Annotated in this window: 16 protein-coding genes and 1 pseudogene; 12 read left to right on the top strand and 5 right to left on the bottom strand. The window is 67.8% G+C overall.

Going from position 1 to position 16,832, the window contains the following annotated elements; translation table 11 throughout:
* Positions 1–121 precede the first annotated feature (121 nt).
* The 5 genes from QYL93_RS19515 (at position 122) to flhC (ending at position 4,448) form a co-directional block, all read left to right on the top strand.
* The gene (locus tag QYL93_RS19515; RefSeq protein ID WP_305745199.1) at positions 122–1,261 is read left to right on the top strand and encodes an aromatic ring-hydroxylating dioxygenase subunit alpha; all 1,140 of its coding nucleotides are present in this window, start codon (positions 122–124) and stop codon (positions 1,259–1,261) included.
* Between the two features lie 126 nt (positions 1,262–1,387).
* Positions 1,388–2,299, top strand: coding sequence for a DMT family transporter (locus QYL93_RS19510; protein WP_305745198.1), 912 nt, complete (start codon positions 1,388–1,390; stop codon positions 2,297–2,299).
* A 68-nt stretch (positions 2,300–2,367) separates the two neighbouring features.
* Positions 2,368–3,270, top strand: a complete 903-nt coding sequence (locus tag QYL93_RS19505; protein WP_305745197.1) for a sulfurtransferase — start codon at positions 2,368–2,370, stop codon at positions 3,268–3,270.
* Positions 3,271–3,517: 247 nt separating this feature from the next.
* On the top strand, positions 3,518–3,844 hold the full coding sequence (gene flhD, locus QYL93_RS19500) for a flagellar transcriptional regulator FlhD (protein WP_007853391.1): 327 nt from the start codon (positions 3,518–3,520) through the stop codon (positions 3,842–3,844).
* 49 nt (positions 3,845–3,893) lie between these two features.
* Entirely contained in the window at positions 3,894–4,448 is a 555-nt protein-coding gene (gene flhC / locus QYL93_RS19495; protein WP_305745196.1) for a flagellar transcriptional regulator FlhC, read from the top strand.
* Between the two features lie 100 nt (positions 4,449–4,548).
* On the opposite strand, the gene QYL93_RS19490 is transcribed toward flhC, so the two are convergent.
* Positions 4,549–5,115, bottom strand: a complete 567-nt coding sequence (locus QYL93_RS19490) for a FlgO family outer membrane protein (RefSeq protein WP_305745195.1) — start codon at positions 5,113–5,115, stop codon at positions 4,549–4,551.
* A complete protein-coding gene (locus QYL93_RS19485) occupies positions 5,112–5,894 on the bottom strand; it encodes a hypothetical protein (protein ID WP_305745194.1) in 783 nt (260 codons plus the stop codon). The genes QYL93_RS19490 and QYL93_RS19485 overlap by 4 nt, the downstream gene beginning before the upstream one ends.
* A gap of 205 nt (positions 5,895–6,099) precedes the next feature.
* Between QYL93_RS19485 and QYL93_RS19480 the strand changes: the two genes are divergently transcribed.
* Positions 6,100–7,431: an AI-2E family transporter gene (locus tag QYL93_RS19480; protein ID WP_305745193.1), complete on the top strand. Its 1,332-nt coding sequence runs from the start codon at positions 6,100–6,102 to the stop codon at positions 7,429–7,431.
* An 86-nt stretch (positions 7,432–7,517) separates the two neighbouring features.
* On the opposite strand, the pseudogene QYL93_RS19475 reads toward QYL93_RS19480, so the two are convergent.
* The 3 genes and pseudogenes from QYL93_RS19475 to ppc form a co-directional block, all read right to left on the bottom strand.
* Positions 7,518–7,766 (bottom strand): annotated as a pseudogene (locus tag QYL93_RS19475) (hypothetical protein); the annotation flags it as partial.
* A gap of 27 nt (positions 7,767–7,793) precedes the next feature.
* Positions 7,794–8,144: a hypothetical protein gene (locus QYL93_RS19470; RefSeq protein ID WP_305745192.1), complete on the bottom strand. Its 351-nt coding sequence runs from the start codon at positions 8,142–8,144 to the stop codon at positions 7,794–7,796.
* Between the two features lie 89 nt (positions 8,145–8,233).
* Complete coding sequence (ppc, locus tag QYL93_RS19465) at positions 8,234–11,023, bottom strand: phosphoenolpyruvate carboxylase (RefSeq protein WP_370877005.1); 2,790 nt, start codon at positions 11,021–11,023, stop codon at positions 8,234–8,236.
* 112 nt (positions 11,024–11,135) lie between these two features.
* Between ppc and hemC the strand changes: the two genes are divergently transcribed.
* The 6 genes from hemC to QYL93_RS19435 all read left to right on the top strand — a co-directional run bounded on the left by hemC (position 11,136) and on the right by QYL93_RS19435 (position 16,774).
* Complete coding sequence (gene hemC / locus QYL93_RS19460; RefSeq protein WP_305745191.1) at positions 11,136–12,086, top strand: hydroxymethylbilane synthase; 951 nt, start codon at positions 11,136–11,138, stop codon at positions 12,084–12,086.
* Between the two features lies 1 nt (position 12,087).
* On the top strand, positions 12,088–12,891 hold the full coding sequence (locus tag QYL93_RS19455; RefSeq protein ID WP_305745190.1) for a uroporphyrinogen-III synthase: 804 nt from the start codon (positions 12,088–12,090) through the stop codon (positions 12,889–12,891).
* The gene (locus tag QYL93_RS19450) at positions 12,888–13,964 is read left to right on the top strand and encodes a uroporphyrinogen-III C-methyltransferase (protein WP_305745189.1); all 1,077 of its coding nucleotides are present in this window, start codon (positions 12,888–12,890) and stop codon (positions 13,962–13,964) included. The genes QYL93_RS19455 and QYL93_RS19450 overlap by 4 nt, the downstream gene beginning before the upstream one ends.
* A 15-nt stretch (positions 13,965–13,979) precedes the next feature.
* Positions 13,980–15,257, top strand: coding sequence for a heme biosynthesis protein HemY (locus tag QYL93_RS19445; protein ID WP_305745188.1), 1,278 nt, complete (start codon positions 13,980–13,982; stop codon positions 15,255–15,257).
* Positions 15,258–15,563: 306 nt separating this feature from the next.
* Positions 15,564–16,139 carry a cytochrome b gene (locus QYL93_RS19440; protein WP_305745187.1) on the top strand — a complete coding sequence of 192 codons (576 nt, stop codon included), beginning with the start codon at positions 15,564–15,566 and terminating at the stop codon, positions 16,137–16,139.
* Positions 16,140–16,201: 62 nt separating this feature from the next.
* Positions 16,202–16,774: a YceI family protein gene (locus QYL93_RS19435; RefSeq protein ID WP_305745186.1), complete on the top strand. Its 573-nt coding sequence runs from the start codon at positions 16,202–16,204 to the stop codon at positions 16,772–16,774.
* Positions 16,775–16,832: the final 58 nt, after the last annotated feature.

Below are 16,832 nucleotides of genomic sequence, written 5' to 3'. Positions count from 1 at the left end.
CGAATAACCCCATTGGCTATAATCCCATTCTCGTCCAGCCGGCCTATGCGCCGGTTTCTTTTTTCCAGATGTGCCAACCGTGGCACACCTCCCTGTGGGGAGTCTTTAGGTCAGGTCACCCATGTCTGATTTAAGTCTTCAACTGCAGCAGGCCGCAAGCCAACTACCAGTTTCAAGCTACTTTGACCCAGCGCTGTTCCAGCGCGAGCTGGACACCATCTTCCAGCGCGGGCCCCGCTATGTGGGGCACCAACTGTCCGTGCCCAACGCGGGCGACTACTACACCCTGCCTCACGAGGCCGAGGGTCGGGCCCTGGTGCGCAATGCCCAGGGCGGGGTGGAGCTCGTCTCCAATGTCTGCCGCCACCGCCAGGCCATCATGCTCAAGGGCCGCGGCTCGCTGCACACGCAGCAAAAGGGCAGCGCGGGCGGCAACATCGTGTGCCCGCTGCACCGCTGGACGTACAACGCCAAGGGCGAGCTGCTGGGTGCGCCGCACTTTGCCGATGACCCCTGCCTGAACCTCAACAACTACCCGCTGCGCGAGTGGAACGGCCTTTTGTTCGAGGACAACGGCTGCGACGTGGCGGCCGACCTGGCCCGGATGGGCCCGCGCGCCGACCTGGACTTCGGCGGCTACGTGCTCGACCACGTGGAGCTGCACGAGTGCAACTACAACTGGAAGACCTTCATCGAGGTCTATCTGGAGGACTACCACGTAGGGCCCTTCCACCCGGGCCTGGGCAGCTTCGTGACCTGCGACGACCTGCGCTGGGAGTTCGGCAAGAACTACTCGGTGCAGACCGTGGGCGTGGCCAACCGCCTGGGCAAGGCCGGCAGCCCCGTGTACGAGCGCTGGCACGAGGCGCTGCTCGCCTTCCGCGGCGGCAAGCCGCCCAAGCACGGCGCCATCTGGCTCACGCTGTACCCGCACATTATGGTGGAGTGGTACCCGCATGTGCTCACCGTGTCCACGCTGCACCCCATCAGCCCGACGAAGACGCTGAACATGGTGGAGTTCTACTACCCCGAGGAGATCGCCGCCTTCGAGCGCGAGTTCGTCGAGGCACAGAAGGCCGCCTACATGGAGACCTGCATCGAGGACGACGAGATCGGCGAACGCATGGACGCCGGCCGCAAGGCCTTGCTGGCACGCGGCGACAACGAAGTGGGCCCTTACCAGAGCCCCATGGAAGACGGCATGCAGCACTTCCACGAGTGGTACCGCAACGCCATGGGTGAGGCAGTCCCCCAGCGCTGAAAACCTGAACAGCAAGGTAAACGCCGCCGAATAGCGGCAATTGCCCAAAGCGCTCTCATTACAATAGCTGCCAGTGCTTGGCCTTCAAGCACTGCAGCTATTTTCACTTTCGAGTTCCATTTCCCCATGCAAGCCCTCTGGATGGTGTTGGCCGCGTTCCTCTTTGCGAGCATGGGGGTGTGCGTGAAGATCGCTTCGGCCCATTTCAATTCGGCCGAACTGGTCTGCTACCGGGGCCTCATCGGCATGGCCATCCTGTGGCTGCTGGCGCGCTCGCAGAAGGTCACCTTGGGCACCGCCTACCCGGGCATGCATGCCTGGCGCAGCCTGGTGGGAGTGTTGTCGCTGGGCGCCTGGTTCTATGCCATTGCCCACCTGCCCCTGGCCACGGCCATGACCCTGAACTACATGAGCAGTGTGTGGATTGCCGCCTTCCTTGTCGGCGGCACGCTGCTGGCGTGGCGCCCCTCGGCCGCCACGCCGCGCCCGGCGCTGCAGGGCACGCTGATCGTCACCGTTCTCACCGGATTCGTCGGCGTGGTGATGATGTTGCGCCCCAGCCTGGACCAGAACCAGGCTTTTGCCGGCATGATCGGGCTGATGTCGGGCCTGTCGGCCGCGTTTGCCTACATGCAGGTAGTGGCCCTGTCACGCCTGGGCGAACCCGAGTCGCGCACGGTGTTCTATTTCGCGGTGGGCTCGGCGGTGGCGGGCGGCGTGGCCCTGCTGTTCACGGGCACCTCGGCGTGGCCGGGCTGGCAGGCCCTGTGGCTGCTGCCCATCGGCATCCTGGCGGCCGGCGGCCAACTGTGCATGACCCGCGCCTACGCCAGTGCCAAGACGCAGCGCGGCACGCTGGTGGTGGCCAACCTGCAGTACTCGGGCATCGTCTTCGCGGCCATCTACAGCGTGGCGCTTTTCGGTGATGACCTGCCCCCGATCGCCTGGGCCGGCATGGCGCTCATCGTGGGCAGTGGCATCGCGGCCACCGTGCTGCGCGTTCGCGCGGCCCCAGGAGCGCCGGCAGAAGAACATTGATACGCCTTTCGGGGCCAACCATTGACACAATGCAGGGCATTCCCTTCGCCATTGCCCCAACCGCTGCCATGACCTACACCACCCTGATCTCCGCCACCGAACTGCAAACCCTGATCGCCAGCGGCGCGCCGCTGATGGTGTTCGACTGCAGCTTCGACCTGATGCAATCGAGCGCAGGCGCGCAGCAGTACGACCAGGCCCATATCCCGGGCGCGGTGTACGCCGATCTCAACGAGAACCTGAGCGCAAAACACGGCGTGCCCGGCGCCTCCGGCACCGTGTTGACAGCCCAGGAGGCGGACATGCCTGCATCGGGCGGCCGCCATCCGCTGCCCAGCCGCGAGCGCTTTGCCATCTGGCTGTCGAGCGTGGGTTTTGCCAATGGCATGCAGGCTGTGGTGTACGACCGCCAGGGTGCCAACTACTGCGGCCGCCTGTGGTGGATGCTCAAGTGGGCCGGGCACGATGCCGTGGCCGTGCTCGATGGCGGCCTGCAGGCCTGGCAGGCCGCGGGCGGCGCAGTAGCCAGCGGCGAAGATCCCGCGCACTTCCAGTCCAACTTCGAACTCAAGGAGCCGCTGCGCCGCCTTGCCACGGCCAGCGACGTGCTGGTCAGCCTGCAGCAACCCGGGCAGACGGTGGTGGATGCACGTGCGGCCCCCCGCTACCGGGGCGAGGTGGAGCCGCTGGACCCGGTGGCCGGCCATATTCCCGGCGCCTTGAACCGCCCCTTCGTCGAGAACATCGGCCCTGACGGCAAGTTCAAGCCTGCGGCGGTGCTGCGCGCCGAGTTCGACGCCCTGCTGGCGGGCCGCGATCCGGCCAGCGTGGTACACCAGTGCGGCAGCGGCGTGAGCGCGCTGCCCAACCTGATCGCAATGGAAGTCGCCGGACTCGGAAAAACATCGCTTTTTGCCGGCAGCTGGAGCGAATGGGTGAGTGATTCTTCGCGTCCGGTGGAACGCGGCTGAGCGGGTTGCATACGGTTTGAGCGCTGTGCGACAGCAGGCCGCAACACTCTCTTGCGCAGGACCGGGGCTTGGGCTCTTGTAAGGCAAATTCCTACACGCACCATCCCGAAACGAGACACTCGGCACAGAGCAACGCCGACTTAATTTTTGATTGGCCCGGTTTCACAATCCATTTCAACGGATCACGCAAAACATGCAAACAGCATGGCAAGGCGAGGACCCGGAACTGGAACAAAGGAACCCTGCCATGACCAACGAACAACTGCTCGCCGAAATCCGGGAAGCCAACCTGACCTACCTGATGCTGGCGCAGAACCTGATTCGCCACGACAAGGCAGAAGCAGTGTTCCGTCTGGGCATGAACGAAGACGCTGCCGATATTCTGGCATCGCTGTCGGCCGCACAAGTGCTGAAACTGGCCTCCAGAAACACGCTTCTTTGCAGCTTCCGCGTGGACGACAACCTGGTGTGGAGCTTGCTGACCAACCACACGGCCAAGAAGGTGGGCAACGAAGCCACCAACACCCTGCACGCCAACATCCTGATGGCCAGCCGCGTGTCGGAAGTGCTCTGAAGCACTGCCCTCCTGCCCCGTTCGTCCACCGCACCTCCGAAAGCCTGCCATGACCGCCACTCCCGCCAAAGCCCCAGCCAAGAGCGTTCTCAACGAATCCAAGCAGATCGAGCGCGCTGCGATGCTGATCGGCATGGGGGCTCGCATGCAGGTGCTGGAGTCCGAAACCACGCTGTCGTACGAACGCCTGATCCGCCTGTACAAGGAGATCGCTGGCAAGTCGCCTTCCAAGGGCCAACTGCCCTTCTCGACCGACTGGTTCCTGACCTGGCAGGAAAACATCCACAGCTCGCTGTTCCTGAACATCTACGAATACCTGTCCAAGGGCGTGGACCTGGACTCGGTGGAGCTGCTGACCAAGGCCTACCGGCTGTACAACGAGCAGGTCATCACGGCCGAGATCGAGCCCCTGCTGTCCTTCACCCGCGCCTGGCGCCTGGTGAAGTTCGTGGACGCCGGCATGCTCACCCGCACCCAGTGCTCTGACTGCAAGGGCCAGTTCGTGTCCGAACTCTATGAAAACCGCCACTACACCTGCGGCCTGTGCAACCCGCCCGCCCGTGCCGGCAAGAGCAAGAACGCTGGCGCCCTGATGTTGCATTGATCCCCCAGCCCGGCAACGCCGGACTGCACAAGAATGACAAAGCCCCGCCGGTTTCGCCGTGCGGGGCTTTTTGCTGAAAAGCGCCTGTACCGGCCGAGGCCTACCGCGCCGCCAGGAGCGAGCGCACGTTCTCGTCCACCGGCATCGCATAGTCGTGCGCGGCCACCACGGTGTTGCCCACGGGGTTCACGATCTTCAGGCTGATGAACAGCGTGGTGGTTGAAACGGCGTAGGTGCCCACCACTACGGCCTGCGCATCGTGCGCGCGGCTGACCTCGCGCACCTCGCGCGAAAGCAGCAGCTCGCCGGTGCCGCGCTGCATGGCCACGTTCTCGCGCAGCTTGAGTTCGGTCACGCGCAGGCCGCGCTGCACCAGGCGAGAGCCGATCTGCTCGGAAAAGATGCGCCCCAGGCGCGAGGATTCATTGAGCCGGTCCACATTCACCAGCGTGGCCACCAGCACCGCATGCTGCGGGTCCAGCGGCGCCTGCAGCAGCAATGCGTCGGCTGCGCGGTGGTTGCGTTCGATGGTGCTGGGGGTGATGAGGTCCATCAGCCCGCCACCGCCACCACCGGACTTGTCACCGTAATAGTACGAGGCACAGCCCGGCAGGGCCAGCACCGGCAGCAGCGCGCCGACCGTGCGCAACAGGGCGCGCCGCTTCATGGCGCCACCATCATCATCACCGGCGGGCTCACCACCTGCCAGGTCTTCACCGGGGTAGGCGGTGGTGGCGGCGGCGGTGGAGCGGGCGGCTGCTGCACCTGGTAGAGCACGGCATCGTCCTGCTCGATGTAGTACACGTCGGAGGTGCGGGCCAGGTAGCGGTCGCCGCTTTCCAGCGAGGTGGTGATGAGCACCTCGGTGCGCGTGGGGCCGCCTGCGGCGGGGCCGTCGGTGGTGTACTGCGCGGCATCGGCCAGCGCCCCGATCGCGATCGTCCCGGCCACGATGGAGCCGGCGCCGGGCGCACGGTGGGCCCAGTCGCGCGCCACACCCACGCCCAGGGCCAGCCGGGTCCAGGGCATGGGCAGGCTGTTGGAAACACGGGTGGGGTGCTGCACCAGCTGGGTTTCGAACGCCAGGGTCACGGCCGAGGGCTGGTTGGTGAGCACCACGCCCCGGTCCAGCAAGCGGGTGATCAGCAGCTTGCGAAAGCCGTTGTTGAAGCTGGTGTCGCCCGAGGCGGACACATAGATGGGATGTTCGCCCGCAGGCCAGTCGCGGATCTTGCCGGTGATGCGCGTGGCGACATCGTCGGCCAGCACGTCCCAATGGTGCACGGCACGCGCCTTCTTCTGATTCGATGCCGGGTAGTTGTCGGCGCGCGGTACGTCCAGCGACGAACAGCCGGCCACCAGCAGCGAGGCGACCGCCAGCAGCGGCACGACCACGCGGTGCACGACGGGTCGGGCACGGACATCGCCGCGCGCGGTCACTGCCATGCCGGACTGCCCGGCGGGTAGCCGTCCTTGGGATGGGCCTTGCGGCAGACCGCCAGGCAATGGTTCAACTTGCATGCAGCCATGCTAGCGGCCCGGTGGCGCCCCCATCGCGCGAATAACGAGGCATTTGCGTTGCATTTGCGCGGCCAGCGCGTTGGCGCCGGCACCTACACAACATTTGCTCACAGTGCGTGACAATCCCCGCATGACCGCCGTGCCCGCCCCCTCACAGACCAACGCTCCACCCACGGCTCTGCCGCAGCAGCCGCAGGCTGCCGACGCGCGCGAAGGAACAGCGCCGGGAGGCCCGCAGGCAACGTCCGGCACCGGCGATCAACAACCGGAACCGGAAACTGGGCCCGACCGCGTTGCCAGCCCGCCCGAGGCCGCTACCCTGGCCGCCTCGCCGGCTGCGGCGGCCCCTGCCACGCTCAGCCCGCTGATGCTGCAGATGCCGGTGGACGTGCGCAACATGTCCCTGGCGCTGTTGGCCCTGTTCGCCGGCGTGGCCCTGCTGCACTGGGCCAGCGCGGTGTTCATCCCCCTGATGCTCAGCCTGCTGCTGACCACGGCGCTGCGCCCTGCCGTCAACATCCTGCGCCGCTGGCACCTGCCGCGCCCCCTGGGCGCCGCCCTGCTGCTGATTGCCATCGTGGGCGGCATGGCCAGCATGGCCTGGTCCCTGAGCGACCAAGCCGTGCAACTTGTCGACTCGCTGCCCGTGGCGGCCAAGAAGGTGCGCGACAACCTGCGGGCCCAGGCCGGCATGCCCAGCAGGCTGGACACGATGCAGAAGGCCGCCGCCCAGATCGAACAGGCTGCCGCCGAGAACAGCGCCGCAGCCCCCGCCCGGCGCGGCGTGCAGCGCGTGGTGGTGGAGCGCCCGCCCTTCAACATCCGCGACTACCTGTGGAGCGGCACCATGGGCCTGGTCTCCGCCGTGGGCCAGCTCACGGTGGTAGTGTTCCTGACCTACTTCGCCCTCGCCTCGGGCAACCTGTTCCGCCAGAAGCTGGTGCGCATTGCGGGCAGCAGCCTGGAGCGGCGCAACATCACCATGCAGGTGCTCGACGACATCACCGGCCAGATCCAGCGCTACCTGCTGGTGCAGGTGTTCACCAGCATCCTGGTGGGCGTGGCCACGGGCTGCGCCTACTGGGCGTTGGGGCTGGAGAATGCCGCCGTGTGGGGCGTGGTGGCCGGCGTGCTCAACCTCGCGCCCTACATCGGCTCGGCCCTCACGGCCGGCGCGTCGGCGCTGGTGGCCTTCCTGCAGTTCGGCACCATCGACATGGCGTTGGCCATCGGCGGGGCCTCGCTTGTCATCCACACCCTCATCGGCAACCTGCTCACCCCCTGGCTCACCAGCCGCACCAGCAGCATGAGCCCCGTGGCGGTGTTCGTGAGCGTGCTCGCCTGGGGCTGGCTCTGGGGACTGTGGGGGCTGCTGCTCGGCATCCCGGTCATGATGGCCGTCAAGGCGGTCTGCGACCGGGTGGAAGATCTGAAAGCGGTGGGAGAGCTGCTGGGGGATTGAGGGACGCGGCGCCGGCTTGCGTCCCGGGTTGTCTCAGGGGCGATGGCAGGAGCACGGGAGCGCCCGTACATCTCGTCGCAGCGCACGATATCATCCTCGCCCGGGTAGTCGACCGACTGCACTTCGATGATCTCGACAAATTCCTTGCCGGGTTGGCCAGGCGATGCACCTGCCCCATGGGGGATGTAGGTCGATTCTTTAGGCCCCAGCGCGTTGGTACACATCCCGTTCGTGATCTCGGCAATACCGCTGACCACGACCCAATGCTCCAAGCGGCCGGCAGGCACCGATGGCGTCGAGCCACTGCCGCGCCCGCACCATGAAGAAGCTGCCATTCGAGGCCTCGAACACTGAGCGCCTGCTCAGCAGGGATATTTTTTGGCAAATGCCATGAACATGTAGGTGGTCCCGCCTTGATCAGTCTCTGGAAAACCAGCAGGGTCCAGCTCGTTGATCGCCTTAATGGCATCCCAATTCGCGGGCGCACATATCATTTTGGGCACAGCACCGATCGATTGCAGAGTATCGACAGTGCTCAAGAACCCAGCCGTATACCCCATAAACATCAACAGCTTGGAGGATTCTGTAAACATATCCGCATTAGCCCATTTCTTCAGCAGCGATGGCGGATAACCACCCACCGCCATGGCGGCGGGTATGGTCAGCATCAAGCTGAAAGCAACAATCGCACGCTTCACAAACCTTCTTGTCATGTAATTTCCTCCTGGCTCTGCTTGTAGCGCGCAGAGCTACGACAGTCAAGGAAGCACGGCCCGAAAATCGGGCCCTGTGCGATAGGGCCTCAGCCCGTATTGCGCAGCCCCGCCGCGATCCCGTTGATGGAGATGTGGATACCGGTCTGCACGCGCTCGTCGCCCTGCCCTGCACGCCAGCGGCGCACCAGCTCGACCTGCAGGTGGTGCAGCGGGTCGATGTACGGGAAACGGTGCTTGATGGAGCGTGCCAGCGCCGCGTTGTGCGTCAAGCGCTGCTTGTCGCCGGTGATGCGCGTGAGCGCCTCGGCCGTGCGGTGCCACTCGGTCTCGATGGCACTGAAGACCTTCTTGCGCAGGCGCGCATCGGTGACGAGTTCACTGTAGCGCGAGGCCAGGGCCAGGTCGCTCTTGGCCAGCACCATGTCCATGTTGGACAGCAGGGTGCGAAAGAACGGCCACTGGCGGTACATCTTCTGCAGCAGCGCCAGCTGTGCCTTGGGGTCCTTGCCTTCGGCGTTCACGAAGGCGTCCACCGCCGCGCCGAAGCCGAACCAGCCCGGCAGCGTGAGGCGGCACTGGCCCCAGCTGAAGCCCCAGGGGATGGCGCGCAGGTCCTCGATCTTCTGGCTGGCCTTGCGCGATGCGGGGCGCGAGCCGATGTTCAGTTCGGCGATCTCGCGGATGGGCGTGGAGTTGAAGAAATACTCGGTGAAGCCCGGGGTCTCGTACACCAGCGCGCGGTAGGCGCCCATGCTGGCCAGCGAGAGCTGCGCGGCGGCCTCCAGGAAGGCCTTGGTGGCCGGCTTGGTGGGCTGCAGCAGCGTGGCTTCGAGCGTGGCGGCGACCAGAGTCTCGAGGTTGCGCCGGCCGATCTCGGGGTTGGCGTACTTGGAGGCGATGACCTCGCCCTGCTCCGTCAGGCGGATCTGGCCGCGCACGGTGCCCGGGGGCTGGGCCAGGATGGCCTGGTAGCTCGGGCCGCCGCCGCGGCCCACGGTGCCGCCGCGGCCATGGAACATGCGCAGCTGGATGCCGTGGTTGGTGGCCAGCTCGTCGAACAGCTCCACCAGCGCGATCTCGGCGCGGTACAGCTCCCAGTTGCTGGTGAAGATGCCGCCGTCCTTGTTGCTGTCGGAGTAGCCGAGCATGATGTCCTGCTCGCTACCGCTCCTGTGCACCAGGCCCGCCACGCCGGGCAGGGCATAGAACTCGCGCATGATGGGCGCGGCATTGCGCAGGTCTTCGATGGTCTCGAACAGCGGCACCACGATGAGGTCGTTGCGCGCATCGCCATCCAGCGTGCCGCGCATCAGGCCCACTTCCTTTTGCAGCAGCAGCACTTCGAGCAGGTCGCTCACCGTTTCGGTGTGGCTGATGATGTAGTGGCGGATGGCCTCGTGGCCATAGCGGTAGCGCATGGCCAGCGCCGCCTCGAAGATGGCCAGCTCGCCCCGGGCGTGGTCCGAGTAGCTGGCGCCCATCACGCGCAGCGGGCGCGCGTCGTTGAGCAGGCGCAGCAGCAGCGCGCGCTTGTCGGTCTCGGACAGCGCGGAGTAAGCCGTCTCGATGCGCGCCGTGGCCAGCAGTTCGGCCACCACCTCTTCGTGCTTGTCGGAGCTTTGGCGCAGGTCCACCGTGGCCAGGTGGAAGCCGAAGACCTGCACGGCGCGGATCAGCGGGTGCAGGCGCTCGGCGGCCAGGGCCTCGCCATGGTGCGACTTGAGCGATGCCTCGATCACGCGCAGGTCGGCCAGGAAGGCCTCGGCGCTCACGTACGGGTTCTGCGGGGCCACGGCATGGCGCGCCGCCTCGCCGCCCGTCAGTTCCTTGAGCGACGCGGCCAGGCGCGCGTACACGCCGGTCAGGGCGCGGCGGTAGGGCTCGTCCTGGCGGTGCTCGTTGGTGTCGGGCGAGCGCGCGGCCAGGGCCTCCATCTCGGCCGACACCTGCACCAGCCGGGCCGACAGCGACAGCTCGCCGCCCAGGTAGTGCACCTCGGTCAGGTAGTGGCGCAGGGCCACCTCGGCCTGGCGCCCCAGGGCGTACTGCAGGGTCTGCGCGGTGACGTTGGGGTTGCCATCGCGGTCGCCGCCGATCCACTGGCCCATGCGCAAAAAGCTGTGCACCGGGTACTGGCCGAGCTCGGTCTCGAGGTCGGCATAGATCTTGGGGATTTCGCGCAGGAAGGTGGCTTCGTAGTACGACAGCGCGTTCTCGATCTCGTCGGCCACGGTGAGCTTGCTGTAGCGCAGCAGGCGCGTCTGCCACAGCTGGGCCACGCGGGCGCGCAGTTGGGCTTCGTTGGCGGCCAGCTCGCGCGGGGTGAGCGCGTCCTTGGCGGTGTTGTACAGCTGGGCGCGCACCTGGATGTCGTCGCGCGCGGCCAGCAACTGGGCGATGTCGCGCTCGGCATCGAGAATGCTCTTGCGCTGCACCTCGGTCGGGTGGGCCGTGAGCACCGGCGCCACATAGCTGCCGGCCAGGGTCTGCGAGATGGTCTTGGGCGCGATGCCGGCCCAGCGCAGGCGCGACAGGGCGACTTCGATGCTGCCCTCCTGCGTGTCGCCTGCGCGCTCGTGCACGGCGCGGCGGCGGATGTGGTGGCGGTCTTCGGCCAGGTTGGCCAGGTGGCTGAAGTAGGTGAAGGCGCGGATCACGCTCACCGTCTGGTCGCCCGAGAGGGTCTTGAGCAGCTTCTTGAGCGCCCGGTCGGCCTCCTGGTCCGCGTCGCGGCGAAAGGCGACCGAGAGCTTGCGCACCTGCTCCACCAGCTCATAGGCAGCCACCCCCTCCTGGTCCCGGATCACGTCGCCCAGGATGCGGCCGAGCAGGCGGATGTCGTCAATCAGGGGCTGGTCCTTGTCGGATCGTTTCATGCGAGGGTCTCCGGGATGAAGTGCGGCGGCCCGCAGGCGTACCCTGAAAACCACCAGTGCGGGCGCATGCTAGCATCGCCCGCCCCTGAATAATTACAAACAGGTTACGAACTTGAGCCGCCATTTGCCCCACCCCATCGTGATCGCCACGCGCGAAAGCCGCCTGGCCCTCTGGCAGGCAGAGCATGTGCAGGCCCTGCTGCAGGCCCGCGGCCACACCGTGCAGCTGCTGGGCATGACCACCAAGGGCGACCAGATCCTGGACCGGTCGCTCTCCAAGGTAGGCGGCAAGGGCCTGTTCGTCAAGGAGCTTGAAGTTGCGCTCGAAGAAGGCCGCGCCCACATCGCCGTGCATTCGCTCAAAGACGTGCCCATGGAGCTGCCCGAGGGCTTTGCCCTGGCCTGCGTGATGGAGCGCGAGGACCCGCGAGATGCCTTCGTCTCCCCCCGCTACGCCTCGCTCGACGAACTGCCCCAGGGCGCGGTGGTGGGCACCTCCAGCCTGCGCCGCCAGGTGCTGCTGCAGGCGCTGCGGCCCGACCTGCGCATCGAGCCGCTGCGCGGCAACCTTGATACGCGCCTGCGCAAGCTCGACGAAGGCCAGTACGACGCCATCGTGCTCGCGGCCGCAGGCCTCAAGCGCCTGGGGCTCGAATCACGCATCCGCCTGGCTTTCGAGCCCGCGACAATGCTGCCCGCCGCCGGCCAGGGTGCCCTGGGCATCGAGGTGCGCAGCGACCGGCAGGACCTGATCGCCGCATTGGAGCCCCTGGCACACCAGGCCACCTGGCTCACCGTGGCCGCCGAGCGCGCCGTGAGCCGCGCCATGGGCGGGAGCTGCTCCATGCCCCTGGCAGCGCACGGCACCCTGGGCGCCGACGGCACGCTGCAGCTCGATGCGGCCTGGGGCGACCCCGAAGATGCCCATGCGCCGCTGGTGCGCGCCCATGCCAGCGCCCCCGTGGCCACCCTGGCCCAGGCCGAGGCGTTGGGTGACGAGATCGCCCAGCGCCTGCGCGCGGGCGGTGCACGGGGCGTGGACCCGGCAACTGCCGCCGGCTGACATGGCCACCGCGGCGCCCCGGGTGATCGTCACGCGCCCCGAGCGCGAGGCGGCCCAGTGGGTGGAACAACTCACCGCGCGCGGCCTGGCCGCCACGGCATTGCCCCTGATCGCCATCGGTCCCTGCACCGACCCTGCAGCCCTGCAGGCCATGGCCGATGCGCGCCAACGTCTGGCACGTGCGCCCGGCTACCGTGCGCTGATGTTCGTGAGCAGCAATGCCGTGCTGCATTTCCTGCACGGGGCCTTGCCCCTGCCGGCCAACACCCGCGCATGGGCCCCCGGCCCGGGCACGGCGCGCGCGCTGGAACAGCTGGGCGTACTGCCTGCCGCCATCGACGGCCCCGCCGCCGATGCCGCGCAGTTCGACTCCGAATCACTGTGGCAGCAGGTGGCTCCCCAGATCCGGGCCGGGGACCGCGTGCTCATCGTGCGTGGCCGTTCGGCTGGGGTGCATGAATCCTCCGAGGGTTCGGGCCGCGACTGGCTGGCGCGCCAGGTGCAGGCCGCAGGCGGCCAGGTGAACTGGGCCGTGGCCTACGAGCGCGGCGCGCCCAGCTTCACCCCCGAGCAGACCGCGCTGGCAGAGGCGGCCACCCAGGACGGGTCCCTGTGGCTGCTGAGCAGCTCCGAAGCGGTGGCAAACCTGGCCGAGGCCCTGCCCGGAAGGTCCTGGAACGCTGCACGGGCCCTGGCCACTCACCCGCGCATCGCCCAGACCGCCCGCGCCATGGGCTTTGGCCATGTAAGGGAGTGTCGGCCGGCGCTGGAAGACGTGGTGGCCTCGATAGAATCGGCCCCATGAGTTCCGCGCCCCCCAACGACCTGCCCGCCGCAGCCCCCTCCACCCCCGTCGCCCCTCGTGGCAGCAGCCTGCCCACCCTGCTGGTGGGCGTGCTGGCCGTGGCCGCCGTGGCCAGCAGTGGGCTGCTGTGGCAAAAACTGAGCGTGATCCAGGAGCAGTTGGCGCGCCAGTCGGCCGACTCCGGGGCGCTGGCCATCGAGGCACGCACCATGGCCCGCCAGGCCGAGGAACTGGTGCGCGAGACCGCCGCCCGCCTCTCGGTGGCCGAGGCGCGCGTGAGCGAAGTGGCGCTGCAGCGCAGCCAGCTCGAAGAATTGATGCAGAGCCTGTCGCGCTCGCGCGACGAAAACCTGGTGGTGGACATCGAATCGGCCGTGCGCCTGGCGCAGCAACAGTCCCAGCTCACCGGTAGCCTGGACCCGCTGGTGGCGGCCCTCAAAAGTGCCGACCAGCGCATCGAGCGCGCCGCACAGCCGCGCCTGACCCCCGTGCAGCGCGCCATCAACCGCGACCTCGATCGCCTGACTCGCGCCGTGGTGACCGACACCGCCGGCCTGCTGGCCCGCCTGGATGACCTGGTGCGCCAGGTGGACGAACTGCCCGTGCTCAACGCCGTGGCCCAGGCCGCAGCTACGCGGCGCCTGGGTTCGCCCACCGCATCGAGCGCCCCGGCGGGTTCTGCGCCGGGTGCCGAGTTGCCATGGTGGCGGGCCACCCTGCAGCGCAGCTGGGAGGTGGTGCGCGACGAAGCCCGTAGCCTGGTGCGCGTGAGCCGGGTGGACCAACCCGAGGCCATCCTGCTCGCCCCAGAGCAGACCTTCTTTTTGCGCGAGAACTTGAAGCTCAAGCTGCTCAATGCGCGCCTGGGCGTGCTGGCCCGCCAGTTCGACTCGGCGCGCGCCGACCTGGCCGCAGCCACCACGGCGCTCAACAAGTATTTCGACCCGGCCTCGCGCCGTACGCAGGCGGCAGCCACGGTGCTGCAACAGGCCCAGGCGGGGATGAAGGCAGCCGAGCTGCCGCGCCTGGACGATACTCTCTCCGCGCTGGCCACGGCCGCGGCGGGGCGCTGAGAGAGGGCAGCACGCATGCGCGCAGCACTCTGGCTCCTGGCGTTGTTTGGCGTGGCCGTTGCGGCCGCGCTGTTTGCGGGCAACAACCAGGGCACCATCACCCTTTACTGGCCTCCGTACCGGGTCGATCTGTCGCTGAACATGGTGGTGCTGCTGCTCGTGGGCGGCTTCGTCACCGTGCATGCCGCCCTGCGGGCCCTGGCGGCCCTGCTGGAGCTGCCGCACCAGGCCCGCCGCTGGCGCTTGCAGCAAAAGGAACGCGCCATGCACAGCGCGCTGCTCGACGCCATGACGCACCTGCTGGGCGGGCGCTTCATCCGCTCGCGCAAGGCCGCCGTGGCCGCGCTGGCCCAGGAAAACGCCCTGGCAGCCGCTGGCGAATCGGTGCCGCACAGCCACCAGTTGCGCTCGCTGGCCCACCTGGTGGCGGCCGAGGCCTCGCACGCCCTGCAGGACACCGCCACGCGCGACAGCCACCTGCAGCGCGCGCTCGACGATGCGCCCGCGCGCGGCACGGCCCTGGAGCTGGAACTGCGCGAAGGCGCCCAGATGCGCGCCGCGCGCTGGACGCTGGACGACCGCGACGCCGATGCGGCCCTCCAATGGCTCGCCGCCCTGCCCCAGGGCGCCGCGCGCCGCACCCTGGCGCTGCGCATCAAGCTCAAGGCCACGCGGCTGGCCCGCCGCACGCAGGAAGCGCTGGACACGGCCCGCCTGCTGGCCAAGCACCGCGCCTTCTCCCCCACCGCTGCACAGAGCATCGTGCGCGGCCTGGCCACCGAGCTCATCCAGAGCGCCCACGACACGGCGCAGCTGCGCCGCGTGTGGGACGACCTGGAAACCGCCGAGCGCAACATGCCTGAGCTGGCCATCCAGGCCGCGCAGCGCATGGCCACCCTGGGCGGTGACGCCACGCAGGTGCGCGCCTGGCTGCTGCCGGTGTGGGAGCGCATGGTGGACCTGCCCGATGCGCTGGCCGAGCACCATGCCCTGAAACTGGTGCGCGCACTGGAATCGGGCCTCGATGCCCTGGACGCCCCCTGGCTGGCGCGCATCGAAGCCGCCCAGCAGGCCAACCCGCGCGATGCGCGCCTGCAGTACATGGCCGGCATGGCCTGCCTCAAGCGCCAGCTGTGGGGCAAGGCCCAACAGTTGCTGACCCAGGCCGCCCACCAGCTCGCCGACGCCAGCCTGCGCGCCAGCGCCTGGCGCCACCTGGCAGAGCTGGCCGAGCAGCGCGGCGACGAAGCCGCCGCCGCCGAGGCCTGGAAGAAAGCCGCCCTGGCGCGCTGAGCAATCAAGCGGCGGGCGCACCCACCCATCCCCGGGCCATCTACCGGCCATCCATCTGCGCCCACCTTTTGGTGAACCAGAGGGAACTTTGAGCGCACAGCCCCAATCAATTCAGTTTTTTTGAACTGAAGCATCAATCCTGCTGAAGCCGAACGGGCTGGCAGCTTCCTACACTGCGCTCATCGCGGAGCCTTGTGCGCACAGCACGGGGTGCGGCGTGCGAGGCAGCGACGGATGCGTCGGCCCGTAAACCTGCTCCAGCCGCTTGCTGCCACCCCCGCCACCTCACCCGCCAACCCACCCACGATGCCTTCCTCCACGCCGTCCCCCACCAGCCGACCGGCCCGCTACACCCGCACCGCCATGCTGATGCACTGGGTGCTGGGCCTGGCCCTGATCAGCGCTTTTGGCGTCGGTCTGTACATGACCGGCCTGCCGTTCTCGCCGCAGCGCCTCAAGCTCTACAACTGGCACAAGTGGGCGGGTGTCACCATCCTCACGCTGTCGGTGCTGCGCATCCTCTGGCGCCTGACACACCGCCCCCCCGCCCTGCCGGCGGCTATGGTGCAGGCCATGCCGCGCTGGCAGACGCTGGCCCACCATGCCACGCACGGCCTGCTGTACGCGCTGTTCCTGGCCGTGCCGCTGATCGGCTGGGCCTACAGCTCGGCGGCGGGTTTTCCCATCGTGTTCCTCGGCATGTGGCAGTTGCCCGATTTCGTGCCCGTGAGCAAGGAGCTGGCCGAGGCCATCAAGCCCTGGCACCAGTACACCGCCTTTGCCATGGCGGGCCTGGTGGTGCTGCACGTGGCCGCTGCGCTCAAGCACCAGTTCATCGACCGGGACGGCCTCATCGGCCGCATGCTGCCCGTCCCGCGCTGAGCCGCCGCCCAAGCCCCCCGCCCTCTTCCTTGTTCTTCCGCACCGATTTTTCAGGAGCCTTCATGCAAGCATCTTCCTTCGCCTCGGGCCTCGTGCTGGCTGCCGCCGTGCTGGCCGCACCGTCCGCCTTCGCCCAACAGCAACTGGTCCCCGCACAGAGCGAGGTGCAGTTCACCGCGCGCCAGATGGGCGTGCCGCTCGAAGGCCATTTCAAGAAGTTCGATGCCAAGGTGGCGTTCGACCCGGCCAAGCCCGATACCAGCAAGATCAGCTTCACGGTGGACACCGGCAGCGCCACGCTGGGCTCGCGCGAGACCGATGCCGAGCTGCCCAAGCCCACCTGGTTCAACGTGCCCAAGTTCCCCCAGGCAGCGTTCGAGTCCACCACCATCAAGGCGCTGGGCGGCGGCAAGTTCGAAGTGGCCGGCAAGCTCACCATCAAGGGCAATGCGCAGAACGTGGTCGTGCCCGTGGCGCTGGCCCAGAGCGGCGCCACCACCACGGCCACCGGCACCCTGCCCATCAAGCGCCTGGCCTTCAAGATCGGCGAGAACGAGTGGGCCGACACCTCCATGGTGGCCGACGACGTGACCGTCAAATTCAAGCTCGCCCTCACCGGCGTGGGCAAGCTCTGATCGCCCTGCACCCTCCCTTTTCCGCGTTCCCTGTTCCCTTGACCCTTCCTTTTTCAGG

It is taken from the genome of Acidovorax sp. A1169 (assembly GCF_030704685.1).
Lineage (GTDB): Bacteria > Pseudomonadota > Gammaproteobacteria > Burkholderiales > Burkholderiaceae_C > Acidovorax.
Note: the sequence above shows the minus strand (reverse complement) of the source record. Positions and strands in the feature narration are given on the sequence as shown.

Coding starts and splice junctions, on each gene's coding strand:
- QYL93_RS19515 (WP_305745199.1), top strand. CDS start 122: ATGTCTGATTTAAGTCTTCAACTGCAGCAGGCCGCAAGCCAACTACCA.
- QYL93_RS19510 (WP_305745198.1), top strand. CDS start 1,388: ATGCAAGCCCTCTGGATGGTGTTGGCCGCGTTCCTCTTTGCGAGCATG.
- QYL93_RS19505 (WP_305745197.1), top strand. CDS start 2,368: ATGACCTACACCACCCTGATCTCCGCCACCGAACTGCAAACCCTGATC.
- flhD (WP_007853391.1), top strand. CDS start 3,518: ATGACCAACGAACAACTGCTCGCCGAAATCCGGGAAGCCAACCTGACC.
- flhC (WP_305745196.1), top strand. CDS start 3,894: ATGACCGCCACTCCCGCCAAAGCCCCAGCCAAGAGCGTTCTCAACGAA.
- QYL93_RS19490 (WP_305745195.1), bottom strand. CDS start 5,115: ATGAAGCGGCGCGCCCTGTTGCGCACGGTCGGCGCGCTGCTGCCGGTG.
- QYL93_RS19485 (WP_305745194.1), bottom strand. CDS start 5,894: ATGGCAGTGACCGCGCGCGGCGATGTCCGTGCCCGACCCGTCGTGCAC.
- QYL93_RS19480 (WP_305745193.1), top strand. CDS start 6,100: ATGACCGCCGTGCCCGCCCCCTCACAGACCAACGCTCCACCCACGGCT.
- QYL93_RS19470 (WP_305745192.1), bottom strand. CDS start 8,144: ATGACAAGAAGGTTTGTGAAGCGTGCGATTGTTGCTTTCAGCTTGATG.
- ppc (WP_370877005.1), bottom strand. CDS start 11,023: ATGAAACGATCCGACAAGGACCAGCCCCTGATTGACGACATCCGCCTG.
- QYL93_RS19455 (WP_305745190.1), top strand. CDS start 12,088: ATGGCCACCGCGGCGCCCCGGGTGATCGTCACGCGCCCCGAGCGCGAG.
- QYL93_RS19450 (WP_305745189.1), top strand. CDS start 12,888: ATGAGTTCCGCGCCCCCCAACGACCTGCCCGCCGCAGCCCCCTCCACC.
- QYL93_RS19445 (WP_305745188.1), top strand. CDS start 13,980: ATGCGCGCAGCACTCTGGCTCCTGGCGTTGTTTGGCGTGGCCGTTGCG.
- QYL93_RS19440 (WP_305745187.1), top strand. CDS start 15,564: ATGCCTTCCTCCACGCCGTCCCCCACCAGCCGACCGGCCCGCTACACC.
- QYL93_RS19435 (WP_305745186.1), top strand. CDS start 16,202: ATGCAAGCATCTTCCTTCGCCTCGGGCCTCGTGCTGGCTGCCGCCGTG.